The organism is Pedobacter superstes (assembly GCF_037622515.1).
Taxonomy (GTDB): Bacteria; Bacteroidota; Bacteroidia; order Sphingobacteriales; family Sphingobacteriaceae; genus Paradesertivirga; species Paradesertivirga superstes.
On sequence record NZ_JBBJCN010000008.1, the window covers coordinates 18,883 to 42,506 of the forward strand.

The following is a 23,624-nucleotide window of genomic DNA, read 5'->3' on the forward strand; positions in this document are numbered from 1 at the left end:
AAGGTTGAATCGTTTAAGCTAGCTATATTTTTTATCTTTCAGAATTGCATTAAAGCTGAATCACTTTTTGGCAATTATCCCCACTACAGGTTCGATCAGTTTTCTGGATCCGACAGCGTCAAGGTGCAAACCGTCAGCTGTCATTGTATTGATATCTAATCCGGGTGTTTTAAAGCCGTTAACAAACAGGCAATCGTTCCGCTTCGCTATTTTTTTAAAGGTTTTACTCATTTTCTTCACTCTTTTAGCTCCACCCTTATATTTCTCCTGCACTTCGGCTTTCACACCATAAGGAGGCGGAGAAATGATAACAATCTTTGCCTTGCTGATCGACGTATAGCCGCAACCCTTAATTTTTTTAATGAGCTTATCCAGGTTACCGGGCACACTATGCTGCCGGTCGGCAAATACTGCTTTAGCATCGTTAGTACCCAGTTCCAATACAATAAAGTCAAACGGGCGGTCTTTCGTATGCTGAGCAGCCTTCTTCAGGTTTTCGTCTATAACAAGCAGTGAATTCAGCGTACTGTCGCCATTATTAACAAAACCAATAGTTCTGCCCGATTTACTGATATTGAACACCTGTGCGTTCGGCAGGGCCCGCCTGATCTGGTTGGGCCAGCTGTGAGAAAAGGTGCCGTTGCTATCGCCAAGGGTAAAAATGTTAAGTGGTTTATCTGACAGGGCTGGCGCTTGTGCAGCCAGTAAAAAAGGAAGGGTCAGGAGAAATGCTAAAAAGGATGCTGTTTTAATCTTCATAAAATTTAAAGTCTTTTTATCTGTCTGTAAATGGATTACCTTTTTATTGAACCTCTTATTTATTTGCTGATCACAACCTTATCCAGAGAAACAAAGTATCCGGTACTGCCATATTTCGTTTTCCTCTTATCCGACCAGTTAGGCCGTTCTCCCGTTACGGAAACCTTCATAGTATACTCACCCTCAGGCAAAACCGGGCTCAGAAATTTCAATGATGACAGAGCTTTCAAACTATACATATCAACAATAGAACTGAAAATCAGGCTCCCTTTTTTATTATGAAGAGCAATACTCGCGTAGCCTTTATCCGGTCCCGACAAACCATAGAAACCAATCCGGGTCCCCTTGAATTTCACCGAGAAAGAAGCATCCTTACTATCCGAACTGCTTACCGATAAAGTATCGGAACCTGCAGCATGCTGCCAGTTTCCATTGTACTTAATACCTGTTTTATCAGAGTTCTCTATAATTCTGCCATTCAATGCTTTAGGCGATGTCTCCCCGGTTAAAGGATTGATCTGCCAGGCTTCCCGGTAGTTTGGAATAGAAACTGATAAACCCGATACAGAAAGTTCCTGCCAGACATAAGTGGCTGCCGAGGCCTGTTTTGGAAACGACCATCTGTCGCCCATAAACATATACGTGGTATCTTTAGTTCCTTCTACAGGCAACACAAAAGTGGTTTGCGAATTCCAGGTTAGTGTACCTTCGGGAGCGAAGAGGCCCCTTTGTGTCCATGGCCCCTTCAGCGAAGTTGCGGTATAATAGTAATTATCGTTCTTTTCCCAGCTTGTCAGGTGCGAGCCCAGAAAATAATAGGTATTTCCTTTTCTGAACATAGCTGGCGATTCGAAGCCAGAGGTCATGTTTTTATTCAGCTGTTCGCTGACGCTTTTATAATCGTCGGCAATCCTGTAAATTTCGCCTCCATGTATCAGTATATATCCGGAACCATCCTTATCCTGAAAGGTACCCATATCCCATTTTTTAATAGGACTGCCATTAAACAGAAGCGGCCCTCTGAATGTGTAAGGCCCGGTTATAGTTGTTGAACTTGCATATCCGACAAACTGATCTTTATAACCAAGAGTGTCTGCATGCATATACATTAAGTATTCCCCTGTTTTAGGGCATTTCATCACCTTCACCCTTTCTCCAACCCTGTCAGGGCCCAATTTGCCTGACTTCTGAACAGGCAATGCTACACGTTCAAATTTCCAGTTGTATAAATCAGCAGAGGAGTAGCAATTGAAACCTATGAACGCATTACTGGTATCCGTATGAGCTTCACCGAAAAGGTAAAACCTTCCATTCTCCTTGATTATGTTCGCTCCATGAGCGCTAACAACCTTTCCCCGATCGTCAAACCATGGAATGCCTGAATAGATAGCATCGTTTTTTCCCTGCTTTTGAGCAACTGAAACAGAGGAGACTAACAGGAATAACACAATCGTTAAGAGTCCTGACATACATTTTGGCACCATTGATTTATTCATTAGATGTTTAAAGTGCAGTATTGGCAAATAGAAATAAGATACAAGAATGGAATGCCTGAAAGCCACTTCTTCAATCCCTGATACTAATTCCAGTCACATTTTCATGGATGTGGGCTTTCTCCGCAACATTCTTTGCTCTTACGTTTTTGAGCTGAATATTTTTTACTGCTAAGTCCTTTTGTCCTAATATCCTTGAAAGGAACTTCACATCTGTTGCTTCTACATTACTCAGGTATATATTGCTTATCGGCGTCAGCCTGCGTTCTACCGTTGGTACCAGCGTTCTCCATTGATACAAAACATCGGTTTCAATACCCAGGATCCCCAGATCAATTTTGCCTGCCTTAATATTATTGGCATAAATATTTTTGACATAGCCCCCCATGCGCTCGTTGGTTTTTATAAAGAGAAGATGGTTTAATTTTGCCCCATCCACCACGCTGCAGTTATCGATAAATACATTTTCAATCCCTCCCGACAGCTCGCTTCCAAGGGCCACTAACTGGTGACCGTTTTTTACGGTATTATTGCGGATAACAATGTTTCTTGAAGGAGTCTTTAAGCGCCATCCTTCAGGATTTCTACCCGACTTAATCGCAATGGCATCATCTCCCTGGTCAAAAACACAGTCCTCTATAAGCACGTTCTGACTCATCTCCGGGTCAATACCGTCATTATTGTGACCATGGGCATATACCTTTATCTTTCTGATCACCACATTTTTCGATAAATAAGGATGAATCGTCCAGAACGGACTATTGGTGATTGTAATTCCTTCAAGCAGAATATTCTCGCTTCTATTGAACTGTATAAACTGCGGACGAAGATTTGCGGTATCATTCACCATTTGCCTGTCTGTTACCGGACTGTAAGCGGAGGCCAGATTATATAGTCTCTTAATACTTCCCATATGCCCCTTTGGTCGTGTGAACCAGGTTTTCCATATATCCATCTTCGCCTTGATCTCACCTTCTCCGGTAATGGCTATGTTTTTGCATTGATAGGCATAGATCAGCGGCGAATAATTATAACATTCCATACCTTCCCAGGAACTATGAACCGCCGGTAAATAGTCCGCAGGTTTTTCAGAAAACAGAAGAACTGCCCCCTTATTTAAATGAAGATTTACATTGCTCTTAAAATGAACCTTTCCGGTAAGCCATTCTCCTTCAGGGATTACAACTATACCTCCTCCTATCTTATAGGCTTCAGTAATTGCTTTGGCAATTGCATCTGATATTTTTTCTTTATTTCCCTGAACAGCTCCAAAATCAGTGATTAACAGCTTTTTACATCGGCTGAAATCAGGAACCTTAATTTTCGGCATAGTAAAGGGCGCAGTTACCTTGATTTTATTAATCGGGAGATCCTTATCCGTTTTAAAAGAAAACAGGAACAGGCTGCAGACCAAGCAGGCATATGCTAATGTGTGTTTCATCTTATATGGTTATATACAGGCAGTGCGGATCTGCTCACCAAAAATAGAAAAAAAAAGAAGAGTCGCCCTTAATCTTAAGCCCTTCAGCTTAAAAGCAAAGCCACCATCGAAAAATTCAGTTAATTCACTCCGCTAAGAACGCGTCAAGGGCTTTGGTAGGCTTACCATCAGCTCCCCATGCGCTCAGCGGGTACCGGCTCCAGCTTCTTGCGCCCTGCGGTTCCCAATAAATTACGCCCAGCCCTCTCCCTTTTGGTACTGCTTTCACACGCTGCTGCACGGCCACCAGCATATCGTACGTATTCTGAGGCTTGCTGTCTTCGCCGCCCACTTCCACTACCATTACGTCCTTTCCGTAACGCTCAACAAGATTGTTCATATTTCTCGACAAATCATCTATTGATAAAGTGTAGTCAGGCTTACCGTCAAGCCACCAGGGATAATAGGAAAGTCCTATAATGTCATATTTCGCGCCGTGTTTACGGGCATTATCAAACCAGCCCGCGAATCGGGCACTGTCATTCCCACGATCTAAATGAAGGATCACCTTAGACCCGGGACTAACGGCTTTGATGGCATCATAGCCCTTGTTAATAAGCTGTGCGAGTTGGGGCCAGTTCGAGCTGCGTCCCTCAGGATAGATCATGCCCCCTGGTGTCTCATTTCCTACCTGTACCCATTCGGGCGTAACACCGGCCTTTTTGACGGCCCTCATAACATCGTACGTATAATCATACACATCCTTAAGCAGGGTTGGAAAATCGTGACCTTCCCAGGCTGCCGGCTTCTTTTGCTTGCCGGGGTCGGCCCAGGTATCGCTGTAATGAAAATTGATCATTACCCTCATTCCCCATTTCTTCGCTCTTACTGCCATCGCAACCATTTCTTCTTTACTGTTATGCCCGCTGAACTTATTGTCGTTCGGATTAACCCATGTACGCAGACGAATAGTGTTGATCCCGTGATCTTTCAGAATTTTGAAACAGTCCTGCTCCGTACCGTCATCGCCATAAAATTTATAGCCGGTCGCTTCCATTTGCTGCAGCCAGCCTATATCGGCGCCTTTAACAAATGCACCCGGCCCTTTTTTGTGCCCGGTGAGACTCGCGCATGACGATAAAAATACCGCTGCGCTTAGAAGCAGATAAAAACACCTGAATTTTAATCTCATTACATAAAGGTTAATTGTCAATATAAATCTCCTGGAACAAGTCGCTTATTGCAAATTATTAAGTCCCGACTTGTTGCTCTGTTTTTCTGAGAAATTTTTCTATAGCTCCCTCAATATCAATCTGCATCCTGTCTGCCAGCACAATTAGCCACCAGATGGATTCCCCTAATTTGTGTTCCAACTCAGTATCTGTATTTGCTTTTGGCCATCGCTGTTGCTGAGACATTACATTTCGTCCTACCAGGCCGGCATCGGTCAAGAAAGCCAATGCATCCTCTTCCACTGTCCATTTGCTGCCATGGTGTGTTAGTTCCAATTCGTGGTATTTACCGCGTATTACTAAAGACCGTTCTATGATTTTTTTCAAATCTGACATTTCCATATTATTTTATTTGCGCCTTTACAGGCTTATATCTATAATTTTAATTCCATTAGTAAGGTGTTCTGCCATTCAGCACACCTGTTCATGGCTTCAAAAGATATGGCTTCAAGGCTTTCCTCCACAGTTCATATCCTTTTTTGTTCATATGAAGCATATCTCCGACAAAAAGCTCGGGTCTGGTTTTTCCTTCTTTTGTAAGCATGGCAGAGTAAACATCAACAAACTTCACATTCTTATCAGCAGCCAAAAACGTTTTGATAAGCCGATTAGCTTCTGCTGCTTTTTGAACGAATTGAGCGCGCACCGGGCTGGGCTTTATCGAGATATAGACCAGCGGAACAGACGGAAGTTTTGTTCTGATTTTGTTATACAGGAGCCTGGTGCGGCTTAAAATAGTATCCGCAGAAGCACTAGGTAAATCATTCTCCCCGACATAGAGAACTATCTGGCTGGGCTGATAGGCGAACACAAGATCATCCAGATAATATATAATATCATTAATTATCGCACCTCCGATACCCCGGTTCAATACATTATATTTTGGAAAAACCAGGTTCAGGTTGTCCCATTTACGAATGGAAGAGCTGCCTGTAAAAAGAACAGGATGCTCCGGGGCCTTATAAATTTTATCGATCTTTTTGATAGTCTGAACATCGTCCCAGAAATTTGCTTGTGTTTGCGCGGAAGCAGTAAACGCTATAATGTAAAAAGCAAAACAGACTATAAGATTCTTCATTAGTATTGGTTTAAGGTTTCGATTGGGCTGGTTTCAATATCCGTGATATTACGAAATTGTTCGAAATTATCTTCAAATTTTTCAGCGAAGCTATTTCCGCTTTCGCCGTGGTTGGTGTCTCCTCCATAGCCGTCAACCTAAAAATAACATATTGTTGCAATTCCTGGGATCCTTTGGAGGTGGTGCACAGGGACTACAGGGATTATTTATACTTAAGGAAATATATTTTTTTGTTGATATGAACACTGTATGAAGGGGCATTTTGTGTGGATTAGCCTTTCTCTCCCTCTGGAAGAGATGCCCTAAGGCAGAGAGGGTTTAATTTTCGCTGTTTTAGTGTCCCTTGACTTTTGTTGTATCTCCATCAACCACCTAACTTAAAAGCAATGAACCTTAGCACCACAAGAATTTTATTTCACCAAAGCCGGCAAGGTTAGGAAATGATATTAATTATTATTCGGAAAGAGTGCCGCGCAACGGTATTTTTACACATGATTGCCGGGAAGTCAAATTAAAGATCCGTCTGATGTTCGGCGATTTCATAAATTTGTCGGTAAACTGACAACATCAAATGTCTGAACGTTCCTGAACCAATTTTAAATAAGAAAACAGAACTTTATGATTACACCAAAATGCAGGCTCGCATTGCTGCTCATGATTTCCATAACGCTGAACCTTACTGCCTTTGCAAAGGAAGTGTTCCCGGATGGAACGCCGATACCCGACTGGTTCCGGCAAAACAAACTTACGGATATAAGTAAATTGGGAAAGCAGTACCGTATCACCGACTATAACCTGGTAAACGACAGCACCCTCATCCAGACGAAACTTTTACAGGATGTTATTGACAAAGCCTCGGAGAACGGCGGCGGCGTTGTAATTATTCCCAAAGGTACCTTCCTGAGTGGCTCACTGTTTTTCAAGAAAGGCACACACCTGCATCTTGAAGAAGGCGGCAAGCTTAAAGGCAGCGACGATATCAGCAATTTCCCCCTGGTGATGACACGTATGGAGGGACAATCACTTAAATATTTCGCGGCTTTAGTTAATGCCGACGGACTCGACGGATTTACCATTTCAGGTAAAGGAACCATCGACGGCAACGGACTGCGTTACTGGAAATCATTTTGGTTAAGACGTCAGTTCAACCCAAACACCACCAATATGGATGAAATGAGGCCCCGGCTTGTGTATATCTCAAACAGCAAAAATGTGCAGCTTTCAGGTGTTAAATTAATGAACTCGCCTTTCTGGACCACACACCTTTATAAATGCGAAAATATAAAGCTTCTCGACCTCTACATATACTCTCCCGAAAAGCCAGTAAAAGCTCCCAGCTCCGACGCAGTAGATATAGACGCCTGTAAAAACGTCCTCATTAAAAACTGCTATATGTCGGTAAATGATGATGCCGTAGCGCTTAAAGGTGGTAAGGGGCCACATGCCGACAAAGATCCAAATAACGGTCCCAACCAAAACATCATAATAGAAGACTGCACTTACGGATTCTGCCATGGCGCCTTAACTTTCGGAAGCGAATCGGTACACGACCGAAACATCATCTTACGGCGCATAAAGGTAAACCACGCTGAGCGTTTACTTTGGCTCAAAATGCGCCCGGACACGCCTCAGAATTACGAATATGTGCTGATAGAAGACATAGAGGGCCATGATATCGGCAACTTCATATTCATACGCCCATGGACGCAATTCTTCGATCTCAAAGGAGAAAAAGTATCGGGAACCTCGACCGCCCGAAACATAACCATGCGTAATATTAAACTGGATTGCAATAATTTTTTCAACGTAGGAATTGCAGATAAGAACAGCACTGCTCCGGGTTACAAATCCAGGTTGTCTGACTTCAAATTTGAAAACATTGAGGTAACAGCGAAGAATTTCCTCGAAATAGACACTTCCATCATAGAGAACTTCAAACTGAAGAACGTAACTGTTAATAAGAAAAAGCTTTTCTAAAAAAACTAAATATCCAATATGATCCGCCGGCTGAAAGAATGATATTTCTCTCAGCCGGCTTTTTTTTTTCTCCCAGCCAGTACCGCCAGGCCGGGCTGACCGGACAGACAGAAATTCTAACGCTGAGCACGATAAACCTCAATCGGCATACGCTATACGATGACCGATTCAGGAAATAATGGCGACAAAGGCAAGAAACCCTTCCCGTCATTTCTGCGAAAGCAGAAATCCTAATATTGAGCATGATAAATAAAACGCAGTTTCCACCAAGATTATAAAGTCCTCCTCCTATCCCAATTTAATAAGGTATATTTACTATCGATAAAATTCCTGCTGAAATGAAAATCACAAAAAAGCTATTAATTTTTTACATCGCTGTAGGAGTGTTTGGCATAACCGCGTTTTTTATACATATAACTAATTTTTTTTCTGAAAGCCCGTTTCAGAAAGCACCTCTGTGGACTACTTTCGCTTTGATCATATTTTCACTGATTGCAGTTTGTCGTAATTATTTAAGCAATCGCAAGAACCGCCTTGAGTAAAAGGCTGCTACTATGCATGCCTACGCCTTTCCCGGGTTTCTTAACGAGTTTGAAAACTCTTTTTTATTTAGCAATCCGTAGTCACGCTTCGCTTCAGACTACGGACAGAAAGGGGAAACAATGGCGCCAAAGGGACACGACACTCTCCGTCATTCCTGCGGAAGCAGGAATCCTAATGCTGAGCATGATAAGTAAAAAACTTTTCCTCTAAGAATATAAAGTGCATCCGGCGTACCAGTAAGGATTCTGGCAGTTGCGCATTCCTGGTTTTCACAGGGCCGGGAAGCTTTCGAACGCATACTCATACTCTTTTCATCCAGAATCCCATTAAACCCGTATATTAACAAACTCATAGCTTATGAAAATACTTTTAACAGGATCAACCGGTTACATTGCCCAGCGGCTTTTGCCCCTCTTGCTGGAAGGCGGGCACGAACTCTTTTGCTGCCTCAGAGATAAAAGCCGTTTTGATCTTGAGAAATATAAAGAATTCAAAATCACCTTATTGGAGGTCGACTTTTTGAACCCTGATTCGTTGAGCATTATCCCGGATGATATTGATGCCGCCTATTACCTCATGCATTCCATGTCATCCGCCTCCGGCGATTTCTCAGAAATGGAAGGACAAACCGCCACTAACTTTAAACTCCGGCTGGAACAAACTAAGGCCAGGCAAGTGATCTTTCTCAGCGGCATAATAAACGACAGAGAACTTTCCAGGCACCTGGATTCAAGAAAAAATGTAGAAAAGATTCTTTCATCAGGAATATACGCCCTAACTACGCTGAGAGCAGGAATTATTGTGGGCTCCGGAAGCGCGAGCTTTGAAATTATACGCGATCTGGTTGAAAAGCTCCCGGTGATGATTGCTCCGAGATGGCTCAAAACAAAGTGCCAGCCCATCGCTATCAGAAATGTGCTGGAATACCTTTACGGCGTCTTACTGTCTGAACCCGACTTTAACCAAACTTATGATATAGCCGGACCCGAAACAATCTCTTATAAAGACATGCTGATGCGGTTCGCTGAAGTGAGGAAATTGAAACGCCGAATTCTGGTAGTGCCTGTAATGACTCCGCGCCTTTCCTCTTACTGGTTATATTTTGTAACCTCCGTATCGTACAACCTGGCGAAAAACCTGGTAGAAAGCATGAAAGTGGAGATCATCGGAAAACCCAATACGCTCGCGCAAAGGCTTAATATTGAGCTCATCCCCTACAATGAGGCTATTAAACTTGCTTTCGGCAAAATTGAACAGAACCAGGTAATTTCCAGCTGGCGCGATGCCATGAATAGCAGGGCCTATCAGTCGGGCTTTGCCGGCCTGGTGGAGGTTCCGGCCGACGGTTGTTTTACGGATAAACGCCAGACGAAGGTGAGCAATCCTGAAAAAGTGATGAATAACATCTGGTCGATCGGCGGGCAGACAGGCTGGTACTATGCCGATTTTTTATGGTCGCTTCGGGGCATCCTGGATAAAATGGTAGGTGGAGTTGGCCTCCAAAGGGGGCGGACAAACCTGAATGAAATACTTCCAGGACATGTGATCGACTTTTGGAGAGTTATTCTGGCGGATAAAAAAGACCGGCGGCTACTGCTGTATGCAGAAATGAAGCTCCCCGGAGAAGCCTGGCTGGAATTTAGGTTGGATAAGAATAACGTACTCTTCCAAACCGCTACTTTCCGGCCATTGGGCCTGTTAGGTCGACTTTATTGGTATTCGGTTCTGCCTTTTCATTCCTTTATCTTTAAAGGGATGCTTAAAAAGATAGCAGCGGAATGAATTTAAGGGGTATGGAAAAAAAGCTTTGGTTTCTACAAAAGGCGCTGAGATATCTCACGCGCTACGCCTGGCCCAAAGCGTCGGAGTCGGAGAATCCTTTTCTGTCCGTAGAGTTCTGAAAGGCTCTACGGATTCACAAATAAGCAGGAGTCTCCGGACTGCCTGCATGCCGTATCTAAATTCTGTATCGTCCTAAAATTAGTTTACAGGTTTTAGAATAATCCTGTTATTAAGGTTACTGGTTCTACGCCTCAGTTTGTGTCCCGCGAACCAATTATAACTCTTTCCCCGCATCTTTTACCCGCCCCTAATCGTCCACGCTGTGCATCAGAATACGAACAGGAAAAAAATCAAAGACAATCCGCTAAGTACATTTAATTGTTACATAAGACCGGTAAAAATAATTGCAAATTCGATTCAGACTAACCCGATTTCAATGAACCATTTTCTAAAATCTGTCAGGCGCAGCAGGCAATAGTAGCCCGATCGCATATAAAAAGGGCGACATGGTTTCCGCTTCAACAATAAAATAACGAGTGGACAGACAGACTGAACGTTTCATGACGGATTATCTCTAATACTTACTAAATTGTGCACATGGTGAACAATCCCGATTCAGACAATTGAAGGTTTAAGCTCATCCAAATTCTCTAAAACATCATACAATCATTCATATGAAACTATGCTATCCTGGGCTCTTCGCAGCGGTTCTGCTCATATCAGCTTTCCCGGAACTAATATTCTCGCAAACAAGGAACGCTGCTGAACTATCTATCCAGGTAGGACCAAACGGAAAATTGGCCTACAAAGCTGATGCAAACGGCGACCGGGTGCCTGATTTTTCCTACTGCGGCTATATGCTCTCCGAAGCTCCGATCCCAAATGTGCCGGTCAAAGTTATCGTACCTCTAATGAAAGGAGATGCAACCACGACCATACAGAATGCCATCGACTATGTATCCTCACTGCCCCCGGACAAACAAGGCTTCCGCGGAACGGTGCTTCTTGAGAGGGGTACCTATATGATTGCGGGCGCATTAAATATTCGCAGCTCTGGCCTTGTATTACGGGGAGCAGGCCCTGACAGTGAGGGAACCATATTGAACGCAACAGGCGTCGACCGGCAAACATTAATTAAGATAGCGGGCCTCAGCGATAAAAAAATTGAAAAACCCCTGCCCCTGGCAGAAACATATGTGCCGGTATCCTCTACAATGCTAAGGTTTAAAAGTTCACATTCCTTTAAAGCAGGAGACCAAATAATCGTCAACCGCCCCTCTACCAAAGAATGGCTCGAAAAAATCGGGGCCGATCAAATCGGATTGCACGTGGATTATCAGCTTACCAAATGGGACGCCGGTGATTTCGATCAGAACTGGTACCGGAAAGTAGTGGCCGTCACACCCGGATCAATTACGATCGACATCCCCCTCACCAACTCGCTCGACCCTCAATATGGAGGCGGAAATGTGACTAAATATTCATGGAACGGGCAGATCACTAAAGTTGGTGTGGAGAATCTAAGGTGTATTTCAACGTTCGATAAAACGAACGACAAAGATGAAAACCATCGCTGGATGGCGATAACTTTGGAAAATGTGAGCGATTCATGGGTACGCAGGATAACAGCGGAACATTTCGTAAGCTCGGCCGTAGCGGTTTGGGAGTCGGCAAGCCGGATAACCGTAGAGGATTGCAAATCCCTGGCTCCTGTCGGCGAAACCGCCAACTACCGTCGCTATTCTTTCCAAACACTGGGCCAGCAGGTACTTTTTCAGCGCTGCTATGCCGAGAACGGGTACCACGCCTTTTCTGTAGGCTTTTCAACACCTGGCCCGAATGCTTTTGTCCAATGTTTTTCAGCGAACCCTCTCAATTTCAGCGGGGCAATCGGCGGCTGGTCGACGGGTGTATTGTTTGATAAGATGACAATCGATGGCGGGATCATCAGTATGGAAAACCGCGACGTCGACGGACAAGGCGGGGGCTGGAGTACCGCCAATTCACTTTCCTGGGCCGCCAAGGCTGCCCAGGTGCACGTATCTTCTCCCCCAACTGCACAAAACTGGGCCTATGGCAGCCGCGGACAAGGCTACGGCAATGGCCAGCACGCATTGCCACGAAATGGTCTCAAACCCGAAAGCTTTTTCTATGGCCAGCTCGAGGCCCGCACTGGCGCAAAATCTCCTGAAGAGAAAAAAATCTATGTTTATCAGGGAAGCCTGGGCCCCGACCTTACCCCCGACCAAACTGCTATCTGGAACGAACGGGCTAGAATCCCGGAAGTAACTACAAATGCATGGATTGATCAAATGATTAAATTATACCCGATCATCTCCGACATGTCGGCAGCGAAAAAAATTAATGAAACGGGGTTCAGCACAGTGCCAAAGGCCATCACGAAATCTCCTCCTGTTTCTATAAAAAACGGCAGGATCGTTCTCGGAAATGAAATCTTAACGGGAAGGAGAAACCGCACCTCTCTATGGCGCGGAACAACCAGGCCTGCTGAGCTGTCGAGAGCGGCCCCGAACCTCCTGCGTTTTGTTCCCGGAAGACAGGGCCGTGGCTTAACTGATGATTTGGATACCCTGGTTAAAGATATGCGATTGCGGAATGTGGTGGCTATGCAGAGCTTCCCTGCCCTGTGGTATGAACGCCGCCGCGACGACCATGGACGCAGCCGCAGGGCAAATGCCGATGTTTGGGCCCCTTTTTATGAACAACCTTTCAGCCGGAGCGGACAAGGTGAGGCATACGACCGTCTCAGCAAATACGACCTCACGAAATGGAATACATGGTACTGGCTCCGCCTAAAACAGTTTGCAGATTTGGCCGATCAGAATGGACTGCTTTATTTACAGGAACATTACCTTCAGCACAACATTATTGAAGAGGGCGCCCACTGGGCAGATTACCCCTGGAGAACAGCAAACAATATTAACAATATGGGATTCCCTGAAATGACCGCTTACGCGGAAGACAAACGGGTGTTTATGGGCGAGCAGTTTTACGATATCACCAACAAAGTACGGAAGGACCTGCACAAGACTTATATTCGTAAAAGCCTCGACAATTTTAAAGGAAATACGAACATCATACACCATTTAGGTCAGGAATATACCGGCCCCCTGCATTTTGTCAAATTCTGGCTGGATGTAATCCGTGAATGGGAAAAAGAAACCAAACAAAAAGTAATGGTCGCACTTCCCGGAACGAAAGATGTACAGGACGCGATCCTTGCAGACACTAAATATTCAACTACGATTGACGCTATTGATATTATACAATGGCAATATCGCAAGGATGGAAGTTTATATGCGCCCCCCGGTGGCGTCAGTCTGGCTGAAAGGCAATACGCACGAATATATAATGTAGGGGAAACATCGTTTGACCAGGTTTATCGTGCCGTGAATGAGATTCATACTAAACATCCGGAAAAAGCAATAATCTATACGCGCGGCGGACTTCGTTTTTCTAACTGGGCGGTATTTATGGCCGGAGGATCACTTGCACAGCTTCCGGAAATAAAGGACCGTACTTTTTTTGAATCCGCGGCCAAAATGGAAAGCAGGAAAATGAATGCGACCGATCCGCAACAGTATACCTTAGGCAAAAAAGGACTTGGCTACATTGTATTTTCAGAATCAGGAAAACTTAAAATCGACTTATCTGATGATCAGACCAGCTACGTTTTGCGCTGGATCAATCCGGCAACAGGCGAAATATTAAGTTCAACAAGCACAGTTGCAGGAGGAGCTATACGTTCTTTTGAATCAACCGGAAATGGTGCCGCAGTGGCCTGGCTGGTAAAATAAGCCCTCGCTAAGATTTATTTTACCTGTGCTCGGTGTTTTCACCCTACCACAACTATACGGTTTTTGATTTTTGACTAAGAACGGGATGGCGGACAACACCAACCGCAAGGAGAAATCAACCTATGAAAATATTCTGTAGCTCAGCTCAGGAAGACTTTACCTTCTTTCTGAGCCTGTATATAGTTACACCCGTTGTGACTGGCATTGTTATGACCTGTCCTTGTTCTAAGGTTAAAATGGCCATATCTGCATCAAAGGTTACCCCCTTTATTAAATAAAGATTCCCCTCCCAATGTAAAAGATCGCCAACAGATGCCTGACTTAAATGTTTAAATTTCTTCATGGGGGAAGCGTTTGATTATTATCTCAATACCAATTAAAGATACAGAATTTTTGCCTGTGGACGATGTGCGTCTAAGTTAACTTTTCTCTGATTTCTAACTCCTGAAAATCAACAGTATAATGTGCTGCTCCCTTCCCAATATGCACTGGTTATAGACTGCCTGTTCTGTCGTTATTGTCGATTCGTGTCGTTGGTTTTTGTTGCCGGTTTAGGAATTGTCAAAAAATAAACGATCACAATCAGTGTTATGACCGCTGTAGTTATGAATGCCGTTTTCGCACCGAACTGAAACCAAATCAGTCCTGTTAATGAACTTGCCAGCATTGTGCAAATGCTGGCAAGTCCTGAAAATGTCCCGATTGCTGTTGCTGTGTCTTTTTTTCCAGTGATGTTTGAAATCCAGGCTTTTGAGATTCCTTCTGTCGCTGAAGCATAAATGCCGTACAGGAAAAATAGTCCGAAGAAGAAATAAAGGTTAGTATTTAAAGCCATTCCGAAATATACTGTCGCAAACAATGCAAGTCCGGCGATAAAAATCGTTTTCAATCCCAGGTTGTCTGCCAGTATGCCGATCGGGAATGCAAACAACGCATAAATGAGATTGTAAAAAATATAAACACCAATAACCATTGTGTCGTCAAGTCCCGATTGTTTTGCTTGCAGTAAAAGAAAAATGTCTGAACTGTTAAACAGCGTAAATAGTAAAAGGCCTGTTACCAGCCTTCTATATTCTGTCGGGCTTACTTTCCAATAGTTTAAGAAGGAGAAAAAAGGCATCTTAATTTTTTGCTTATGCTCAATAACTTTTTTCTCATTTAAGTAAAATGATGATAACACTGCAAACAATCCTGGGATAAATGCTACAAAAAAAAGCGTTTTGTAGTCTTGCGGATAATAATACAAATAGACCAAAGCTAACGACGGTCCAATAACCGCACCTAATGTGTCCATAGAACGATGGAAGCCAAACACTTTTCCCTTTGTTTGTGGCGTTGCCTCGTCTGAAAGAATTGCGTCCCTTGCTCCTGTCCGAATGCCTTTACCGAAGCGGTCAATTGTCCGAGCAAAAAATATCCAGATCGGAAAAGTAAAAATTGCCATCATCGGTTTGGAAATTGCACTGAATGCATAACCAATCTGCACAAACGGAACTCGTCTGCCAGATGCGTCGGAGAGTTTGCCGAAATAACCTTTGCTCAAACCTGCGCTTGCCTCTGCTACCCCTTCAAGTATTCCGATAAGCACAATTGAAAAACCAATTGTCTTTAAGTAAATGGGCATAATCGGATAGAGCATTTCGCTTGCAGTGTCTGTAAGCAAACTTACAAACGACAAAATCCATACTGTCCTTGTTATATATTTCAAAAATCCTGTCCCGTTAACATTGGTTTATCGCCCGATCTATCTTCTGTCAGCCTTGCCTATGCATATATACGCTAGTGACTCTTTTAAGTTTGCAAAGTCTTTTATCTTGAGGAAATTCATTCTCTGCCCTGGTTTCAAGGCAAAGATATCTACTGGAAAGATAACAACATGCCGGTAATCCAGACCAGTAAACTCTCCCACCACACTATAAAAATAAAGTTCTATTCTGCTTTTACCGGTTCGCGTATCACCTTTGGCAAGCTATGAAGCAACGGATTTAGAATTCAAAAATAGGTTGCCGAAGCTTGGTCCCATCTTTCCTCAAAAAACCATATTATTGTATTACCAACCTTATCTTTTGAATGAACTTATCCGATTATGATGAATTGCTGGCCGAAGGCCTGATCACTGACAGTACTCTAAACCGAATCAAAAAAAAATATGCTGCCGGGATATTCTCACTCTATTGGGAACTAAAAACACTGTTATACATTGGCGTGAGTTTGCTCAGTACCGGCATTGGTATTCTGATTTATAAAAACGTAGACACCATAGGCCATCAGGTAATACTCGCCAGCATTGCAGCTTTATGTACAGCATGTTTCTATTGGTGCAATAAGCACAAACATCCATTCAGTAATATGAAGGTAGAGGCTGCGGATTCTTTCGCGGATTATATTTTACTGCTCGGCGTCCTCAGCTTCCTGACTTTCGTGGCTTACCTGCAGGTGCAATACGAGGTGTTTGGAACACACTACGGCATGGCTACGTTTATTCCGATGCTCGTGCTTTTCTTTGTTGCCTATGATTTTGATCATATAGGAATACTGACAATGGCTATCGCCAACCTCGGTATTTGGATGGGCGTTTCCGTTACGCCAAAAAAATTACTGGCCAGTAATACGTTTGATAGCGAACAAGCTATTTACACTTATCTGACCCTGGGCTTACTCCTGCTTGCAGCAGCATATTTTACCGAAAGCAGAAACCTTAAAAAACACTTTTTCTTTAGCTACCAGCACTATGGAGTTCATTTGACATTTATCTCACTCCTTGCTGGTTACTTTCATTACGACTATGGTATTTCCTTACTGTGGCTTGGGGCATTTGCACTCGCGGCATTGTTTGTTTATAAAGATGCTTTTGCCAGAAGGTCCTTTTACTTTGCGATGCTTACCGTGGTGTATAGCTATGTTGCCGTAAGTGGCTTTTGTATACGGTCGATGCTATTTATGAAAGACGATAGTGTACTCTTTTTGGGTTTTGCATATTTTATCCTTTCCGGAGCCGCGTTTGTGTCTGTTCTTATGAGCCTTAACAAAAAATTAAAGAGCAATGATTATCTATAACAAAACCTGGCTATCGAATTTGATGCTTTTAAACCTGGTTGAAGAGGACTACGAAAAAGGGCTTATTCCGGAAGAGGAATGGAAGGCGGTGCAGAACAAATGCATACATGAATTTTATAGTCCCAACATTTTTATCCGTGTTGGCCTATTCTTATTAACTAGTATAACCTCCCTGTTTTCCTCGGGTTTTTTGAGTTTAATCATGCTCGATGGCGACATTATATACAAGTATGGGTGGCCATTGTTTTTAGCTGTGATACATTACCTTGCTCTGGAATTTATAGTTCGTGAGAAAAACCATTACCGTTCTGGCGTAGATGATGCATTGCTTTGGATATCTGCGGGCCTGCTCACAACCGCTTTCGTGATGGCAACCAATGCAGATGAGCATTACCTGCTGCTGGCCGCCTTTATTTTTGTGCTAAGCGGGCTGCTGAGCCTGCGCTTTGCAGATTCGCTGATGAGCCTGGTATCTTACCTTGCGCTGCTGGCGCTTGTATTCTTTGGCTGGCAAAAGCTTGGAACAATTGGCAATATTACAATGCCATTTGTAATAATGCTCGTTTCGGGAGGGATTTACCAGCTACTGCGTCAGCATGTAGATACCTCCGGTACTAAGTTTTATGCGAACAGCATGGCAGTACTGCGGGTTGCAACCTTATTGAGCTTTTATGCAGCGGGCAATTACTTTGTAGTAAAGGAACTAAACGATATACTGGACGGATCAGTGAGCAGGTCAATTCCCTTGGGATGGTTTTTCTGGAGCTGGACGGTCGGAATGCCTTTAGTATATCTGTTTTTCGGAATCAGGCAGAAAAATACGATCCTTCTGCGCAGCGGCTTACTCTTAATTGCAGCTGCAGCCGGTACGTATAAAGCTTATTACAGGCTGATGCCTATAGAGTATACCATGGTTCTGTGTGGCGCTATTTCTTTGACCGTTTGTTATTTTGTTTCTCGCTTTTTACGTACCCCAAAAAATGGCTTTACCTGTATGGAGCTGAAAAAGGAATACTTGATGGAAGAATTGAAACTGGAATCACTGGTGGTTTCAGATTCCTTTTCGGAAACGGCTGTTCCGGTAGTTGAAACCGGAACCAGCTTTAATGGCGGGCATTTTGGTGGTGGTGGTTCGAGCAGTGGTTATTAGTACCTTTCTTTAAACGGTTTACTAGTTCATAGGCCATAAAGGGTTTACCATTTATTCCCCGCAAAGTCTCCTCCTTTATTCCCCGCAGAGTCTCTCCTTAGGGACTTTATTCCCCGCAGAGTCTCCTCCTTAGGGACTCTGCGGATCTACTGTGTTAAATTTTAAGCCTTGCGACTACCCGGAATGCAGGCTGTCTGTAATTACCAGCGCATCCGGCAGGCCTATCGCGCTTTTAAATTTTTACGCTTTAATCCAATTTTTTCCGCCTCTGTATCATTTATTCCCCGCAGAGTCTCCTCCTTAGGGACTCTGCGGATCTACAGTGTTAAATTTTAAGCCTTGCGACTACCCAGGATGCAGGCCCCCCACTGGTCGTAGCGTCTTGCTACGACCTCACTATAAAAATAAAATTTCTATTCTGCTTTATTCCCCGCAGTGTCTCCTCCTTAGGGACTCTTCGGATCGCATTTTTTAATATATGGCATATACCCAAATTCGCTATCTTGGTTTTAACATGCCCCTCAGCCGGCCGGCACCGGCACAGAATGAGGTGTGAATTATCAGATACTCTCTTGCAACCTTAACTTTCATTACTAAATAAAAGGGCTATTCTTCTCCAGAATAGCCCTTTATTGCCCTCGAACGCCTAAAGATCAGGCTCTAAAATTTAGGCTTTAAATTAGGGTTAAGCCTTAACTCATTTGCGTTATAGGGCAAATACCAGTTTTTAGAGTCAGCTAAAGTTGTTTCAAGATGAGGATGCAAAACTACAGGAGCCCGCCTTTTTACCGCATCAATAATAACTTGAGGTGACCCACGATGTTTGGCCATCCTCATTAAGGTATACCACCTTCGCCCTTCGAATCCCAGTTCCAGGCCAAACTCTCTTAAAATTACGTCTTCTATCTGCTCTGCTGAAGATGCGGTAGTGATTCTAAAAGGGTTAGTTGCAGCATCAGCAGCAACAACTCCGGCACGATTTCTTATAGAATTTATGCGTTGGATGGCCAGCCCCTTTTGTCCCAGACGGTTTAGGGCCTCTGCCCACATCAGGTAAAGGTCGCCCTGTCTGTAAACGTGCCATATCGCCTCACTTTGGTAGGGTTCTCTCACCGGAGCAGGAACATCCAGGGTTGCTGGGGCGACTCTTCCCAGGGCTAAAAACTTCCAGATCACAGGAGCACTTGTCACGCGGTTATAATATGGAGCACTCCCCACATATGACGACCCAAACCCCCTGTATATTTCATCTGTTGTATTAGTTGTCCGAATAATCGGATAACTGGGATTATAACTTTTAATCGCGACATCAGAAGGAGCAACCATATATTTCCCCCCGGAAGCGGGATCATTTGAAGTAAACATCATCAAAGGGCTGATTTCCCGGCTGGCGTACGTAAAGTTCACATCAAACATTGGCTCGTTAAAGGGGTTTGTATTGTAAAAAAGCGATATCCATTGTTCACCTGAATTCAAAGGCCCGTTGTTATAACGTCCTGTATTATAAAAATTCTGGCAGGCAGCTGCTGCCTCCGCGTATTTATTTTGCCACAGATAAACTTCTGCCTGAAGGGCGCAAACAGTACCCTTAGTTGCGCGAAGCCGAGTTTGTTCCGGACTCTCCCTTACACCTGCATCAAATGTATTCACTACATTTATCACCACATCTGTATATTGATATGCTTCTAGTAGGTCGGCTTCTATACTATCTAACACAACATCCTGAGGTGTCGCGCCTACATACTTTACCTTTGAGACATCATCTACAGTCTCCATAATCAGCGGCACATCACCAAAACTGCGTACCAAATAAAAATAACCCAGCGCCCTTAGAAATTTCAACTCGCCGATATACTGTTTCATCACTGCATTCGTAAAGTAATTAGCGTCCTTAGGTACACGCGGAACATTCTCAATAGCGTAGTTAGCCCGATTAATCAGGTCGTAATAGATACTCCAGTCGGTATATTTATTAGTCGAACTTATCCGGTGCTCTGCTAGCTCTGTAATATCTTTATCAGCGCCCGTTCCAGGCTTAACCCAATCAGCCCGCACTTCGCCTAATATAAACTCTTGCCCCACAATGGGCTGTAATGTTTGGTAGGTTCCGCTTAGCATAAACTGAGCGTCCCAGAAGTTATTCAAGAAATCCTTATCGTTTATAACATCTTTAGGCTCGACTTCGAGAAAGTTGCATGAGAAGGTAGTCAACAGTATGGAAGCCAGACTGACAAGCATCAATTTCCGCAGCTTGCTCCTATTAAAATAAATTTTCATAATATTTTCTATTAAAATCTTAAATAATTCAACACGTACTACAAGCCTAATTTAACACCAATTAAAAAGGATCTTAGCTGAGGTAAATTACCGTAATCCACACCATACATTGTTGCATTCACAGCGCTTCCCACTTCTGGCCCATACCCTTTGTATTTTGTGAACGTATAGAGATTCTGCGCAGTTACATGAATTCGTGCACTCTTGAAAGTACCTCCCAGGCCCCCGGCTGGTAAATTATAACCAAGTGTTATTGCCTTAAAACGTGCGAACGATCCATCCTCCAACCAACGGCTGGAGAAGCGGCTATTACCAACCGCATCACCGTGGACCGCCCTCGGAATTTCTGCGATATCGCCCTCTTGCTTCCAGCGGTTGCTTACAGTAACTGACTGGTTGTCGTAAGTTGCCATAGATTCGAGTGAGGCTCTCCGGGCATTATAGACATGGTTACCTACAGCAAAATCCATAAATACGTTAAGATCTAAACGCCTGAAGGAAAACACGTTAGAGAACCCTCCGAAAACATCAGGATTTGTATTTCCAATAACTTTCATGTCGCCCTCATCGATTATGCCGTTATTGTCAGCATCTTCAAACTGGATGTCGCCTCCCTGGAAAGGCGAAATGTTTTCCGCGCCATTTTTTACTTTTACATCGCTGCTGTTTGCATAAACACCTAAAGCATTGTATCCGTAAAAAGCTCCAACAGAATTACCAACCTGTACAATCCCCTGATAATTATCATAATTGGTTACACGGTTCATCAGGTCCGGAAGCGAGAGAATCTCGTTCCTGTTTTGTGCTGCTGTAATATTAGTTTGCCAGTTGAAAGCTCCGGTCAAAACCTTTCCTGTTATTGAAAATTCTATTCCATGGTTCCTTACCGCACCGCTGCTTACAAGATAAGTACCAATCCCGTTTATAGTTGGAAGGTTTATCGTATTTAACAGGTTGACAGTTTTCTTATTATAGACATCAACACTTAATGCAAGACGATTCAGAACACTGAAATCTAAACCAACATTGAACTGCCTGGTTTCTTCCCACTGCAGGTCCGGATTACCAAGAATATGGAAACGCACCCCCGCATAACCACTATAAGGGGTAGTCACGAGTGCATTATAGGCTCCGATATGGCCGACTTCTTCATTACCGCTTAAGCCATAGCTTGTCCGTAATTTTAATTGATTAACAACTGTACTTTCTTTTAAAAAGGGTTCCTCGCTTATCAGCCAGGAAGCAGATATTGAGGGAAAATACCCCCAGCGTTTTCCTTTGACAAACCTGCTCGAGCCATCAGTTCTTAAATTAGCGCCGACTGAATACTTCCCTCTATACGCATACTGGGCATGTCCAAAAAACGACAGAAGCCTCCAACGCGGGTCTGAACTGCTCAGTGAGTCCAAAAGCAATTTATTGTCTGTAGATATAGTGTTAAATTCATCAGAAGGTGAGTTGACTACCATCGCATAGCGAACCTCCCGGGCGGTAGTCTGAAAAGCGTTTCCAGCAAAGGCAGAAACAGCATGTTCGCCAAATGTTTTGTTATAGCTAAGAACGTTTTCATTCATCATCATTATTTCGGTACCATTATTTTCCGAAGAAGCCCTTATGATGTGCCTTTCGGGAAGAAATCCGGCGGAGGGCCTAAAGCGCGACTCGCGTAGACGGAATAAATCGGCGGCCAGGCCAAGACGAAGATTCAGATAAGGCGAAAAGGTATACTGACCTGTGATTCTACCCACGATACGGTTGGTACTGTTCTTATTGGACATTTTGTTGATAACAGAATATGGATTGCTGCGGCCGGCGTAATCCGCACTGTCGATATCACGGGTATCCAGTCCCGACATATCTTGTTGAAAGGGCGTAAGAGTAGGGCTTTTCAGGACCGCCAAATACAAGGGATTGGTATTGAAGTTACCGCCCTCGTCTTTGAGTGTTTTGTCCGATCTGGTAAACGATACACTGTTCAAAAAACTTATTTTTCGGCCCACTTTATAATCAAGATTAAGTCGGGTAGTGAAGCGGCTGTAATCTGTATTTTCGACTACCCCTCCCTGCTTAGTATAACCAACGTTAAGTGAATATCTTGCAATAGCATCTCCGCCTCTAAGCTTCAGATGATAATTATTATACAGACCACCTTTGGTAATCTCATCCTGCCAATTTGTGTTGTTATTGTAGCGCTCTGTCTGGTTGGGTGGAGTCGATATTAATAAATAACGCCCGCTACCGTTTTCAATTTGTTGTTGAGTTAAACCCCGGGCCTGCTCCTTTTCGAGCATGAACGCTCTGTACTGTTCAGCGTTAAAAACCGAGACCGGATCAGGAGCATTCATGATTCCGGTAGTACCAGAAAAGTCCAGATAGGTCTTCCCTGTGGTACCACCATAAGTATCGAGAACAATGACACCATTCGCACCACGCATTCCGTAGATGGCCGTTGCATAAGCATCCTTTAAGACAGTTATTGCTGCTATATCCTCGGGGTTAATATCAGCCAAAGGATTGTTATCCGCGTTAAGAGCAAGAGGTCTGTCGGATCTCGAAACCTTAACCGGCACACCATCGATAATATACAAAGGCGCAGTTGCCGCATTAAAGGTAGATATTCCTCTAATATTGCTTATCGCCCCCGAACCTGGGGCACCGGATGTATTCACCACATGCATTCCAGCCACTTGTCCCTGCAGCAAGGCATCTATAGAGATTGGCATCAAGCCCCGTATCTGGCTCTCCTGAACCGGAACAACCGAACCCGATATATTTTCTCTTTTAATACGTTGATATCCAATGTTGACATCCGCTTCTGTGCTTTGCGTATTTTGAGGGATCGACTTCCTGAAATTTTGAACGATCGAGTCTGCATTTGTAGCCGCTTTTTCAGGATTTTCCTGGGCGCTGGCTGGCTGATCGAGACTCACGAGTCCCACTATCATCAACACCGGGAAACTAACCGAAGAGAGTCTGAGTTTGAACATATTGAAAAGTTTATAATTAAAAAAATCGTTAAAAACATGATAGCTGAGACA

Annotated in this window: 16 protein-coding genes; 5 read left to right on the top strand and 11 right to left on the bottom strand. The window is 43.7% G+C overall.

Features of this window, described 5'->3' with window-relative positions; genetic code table 11:
- Nucleotides 1–60 precede the first annotated feature (60 nt).
- The 6 genes from WG906_RS17175 to WG906_RS17200 all read right to left on the bottom strand — a co-directional run bounded on the left by WG906_RS17175 (nt 61) and on the right by WG906_RS17200 (nt 5,982).
- Nucleotides 61–759, bottom strand: a complete 699-nt coding sequence (locus WG906_RS17175; protein WP_339994070.1) for an SGNH/GDSL hydrolase family protein — start codon at nt 757–759, stop codon at nt 61–63.
- Nucleotides 760–818: 59 nt separating this feature from the next.
- A complete protein-coding gene (locus tag WG906_RS17180; RefSeq protein WP_339994071.1) occupies nt 819–2,228 on the bottom strand; it encodes a family 43 glycosylhydrolase in 1,410 nt (469 codons plus the stop codon).
- A 97-nt stretch (nt 2,229–2,325) separates the two neighbouring features.
- On the bottom strand, nt 2,326–3,693 hold the full coding sequence (locus WG906_RS17185) for a glycoside hydrolase family 28 protein (protein WP_339994072.1): 1,368 nt from the start codon (nt 3,691–3,693) through the stop codon (nt 2,326–2,328).
- A 124-nt stretch (nt 3,694–3,817) separates the two neighbouring features.
- A complete protein-coding gene (locus WG906_RS17190; protein ID WP_339994073.1) occupies nt 3,818–4,864 on the bottom strand; it encodes a glycoside hydrolase family 53 protein in 1,047 nt (348 codons plus the stop codon).
- A gap of 58 nt (nt 4,865–4,922) precedes the next feature.
- Nucleotides 4,923–5,240 carry a nucleoside triphosphate pyrophosphohydrolase family protein gene (locus WG906_RS17195; RefSeq protein WP_339994074.1) on the bottom strand — a complete coding sequence of 106 codons (318 nt, stop codon included), beginning with the start codon at nt 5,238–5,240 and terminating at the stop codon, nt 4,923–4,925.
- Between the two features lie 88 nt (nt 5,241–5,328).
- Nucleotides 5,329–5,982, bottom strand: a complete 654-nt coding sequence (locus WG906_RS17200) for a GDSL-type esterase/lipase family protein (protein WP_339994075.1) — start codon at nt 5,980–5,982, stop codon at nt 5,329–5,331.
- 618 nt (nt 5,983–6,600) lie between these two features.
- Between WG906_RS17200 and WG906_RS17205 the strand changes: the two genes are divergently transcribed.
- Nucleotides 6,601–7,959 (top strand): rhamnogalacturonidase, encoded by a 1,359-nt coding sequence (locus WG906_RS17205; protein WP_339994076.1) that lies wholly within the window; start codon nt 6,601–6,603, stop codon nt 7,957–7,959.
- A 691-nt stretch (nt 7,960–8,650) separates the two neighbouring features.
- Here WG906_RS17205 and WG906_RS17210 read toward each other — a convergent pair.
- Nucleotides 8,651–8,854, bottom strand: a complete 204-nt coding sequence (locus tag WG906_RS17210; protein ID WP_339994077.1) for a hypothetical protein — start codon at nt 8,852–8,854, stop codon at nt 8,651–8,653.
- 5 nt (nt 8,855–8,859) lie between these two features.
- Here WG906_RS17210 and WG906_RS17215 point away from each other — a divergent pair, with 5 nt between their 5' ends.
- Nucleotides 8,860–10,284: an SDR family oxidoreductase gene (locus WG906_RS17215; RefSeq protein WP_339994078.1), complete on the top strand. Its 1,425-nt coding sequence runs from the start codon at nt 8,860–8,862 to the stop codon at nt 10,282–10,284.
- 674 nt (nt 10,285–10,958) lie between these two features.
- Nucleotides 10,959–14,102 carry a DUF6298 domain-containing protein gene (locus WG906_RS17220; protein WP_339994079.1) on the top strand — a complete coding sequence of 1,048 codons (3,144 nt, stop codon included), beginning with the start codon at nt 10,959–10,961 and terminating at the stop codon, nt 14,100–14,102.
- Between the two features lie 145 nt (nt 14,103–14,247).
- Here WG906_RS17220 and WG906_RS17225 read toward each other — a convergent pair whose 3' ends face one another.
- A complete protein-coding gene (locus tag WG906_RS17225) occupies nt 14,248–14,445 on the bottom strand; it encodes a hypothetical protein (RefSeq protein ID WP_339994081.1) in 198 nt (65 codons plus the stop codon).
- A 171-nt stretch (nt 14,446–14,616) separates the two neighbouring features.
- The gene (locus WG906_RS17230; protein WP_339994082.1) at nt 14,617–15,810 is read right to left on the bottom strand and encodes an MFS transporter; all 1,194 of its coding nucleotides are present in this window, start codon (nt 15,808–15,810) and stop codon (nt 14,617–14,619) included.
- A gap of 362 nt (nt 15,811–16,172) precedes the next feature.
- On the opposite strand from WG906_RS17230, the gene WG906_RS17235 reads away from it, so the two are divergent.
- On the top strand, nt 16,173–17,159 hold the full coding sequence (locus tag WG906_RS17235; RefSeq protein WP_339994083.1) for a DUF2157 domain-containing protein: 987 nt from the start codon (nt 16,173–16,175) through the stop codon (nt 17,157–17,159).
- On the top strand, nt 17,146–18,309 hold the full coding sequence (locus tag WG906_RS17240) for a hypothetical protein (RefSeq protein WP_339994084.1): 1,164 nt from the start codon (nt 17,146–17,148) through the stop codon (nt 18,307–18,309). The genes WG906_RS17235 and WG906_RS17240 overlap by 14 nt, the downstream gene beginning before the upstream one ends.
- A 660-nt stretch (nt 18,310–18,969) precedes the next feature.
- Here the strand turns inward: WG906_RS17240 and WG906_RS17245 are convergent.
- Nucleotides 18,970–20,586: a RagB/SusD family nutrient uptake outer membrane protein gene (locus WG906_RS17245; RefSeq protein WP_339994085.1), complete on the bottom strand. Its 1,617-nt coding sequence runs from the start codon at nt 20,584–20,586 to the stop codon at nt 18,970–18,972.
- 38 nt (nt 20,587–20,624) lie between these two features.
- Complete coding sequence (locus tag WG906_RS17250; protein WP_339994086.1) at nt 20,625–23,573, bottom strand: SusC/RagA family TonB-linked outer membrane protein; 2,949 nt, start codon at nt 23,571–23,573, stop codon at nt 20,625–20,627.
- Nucleotides 23,574–23,624: the final 51 nt, after the last annotated feature.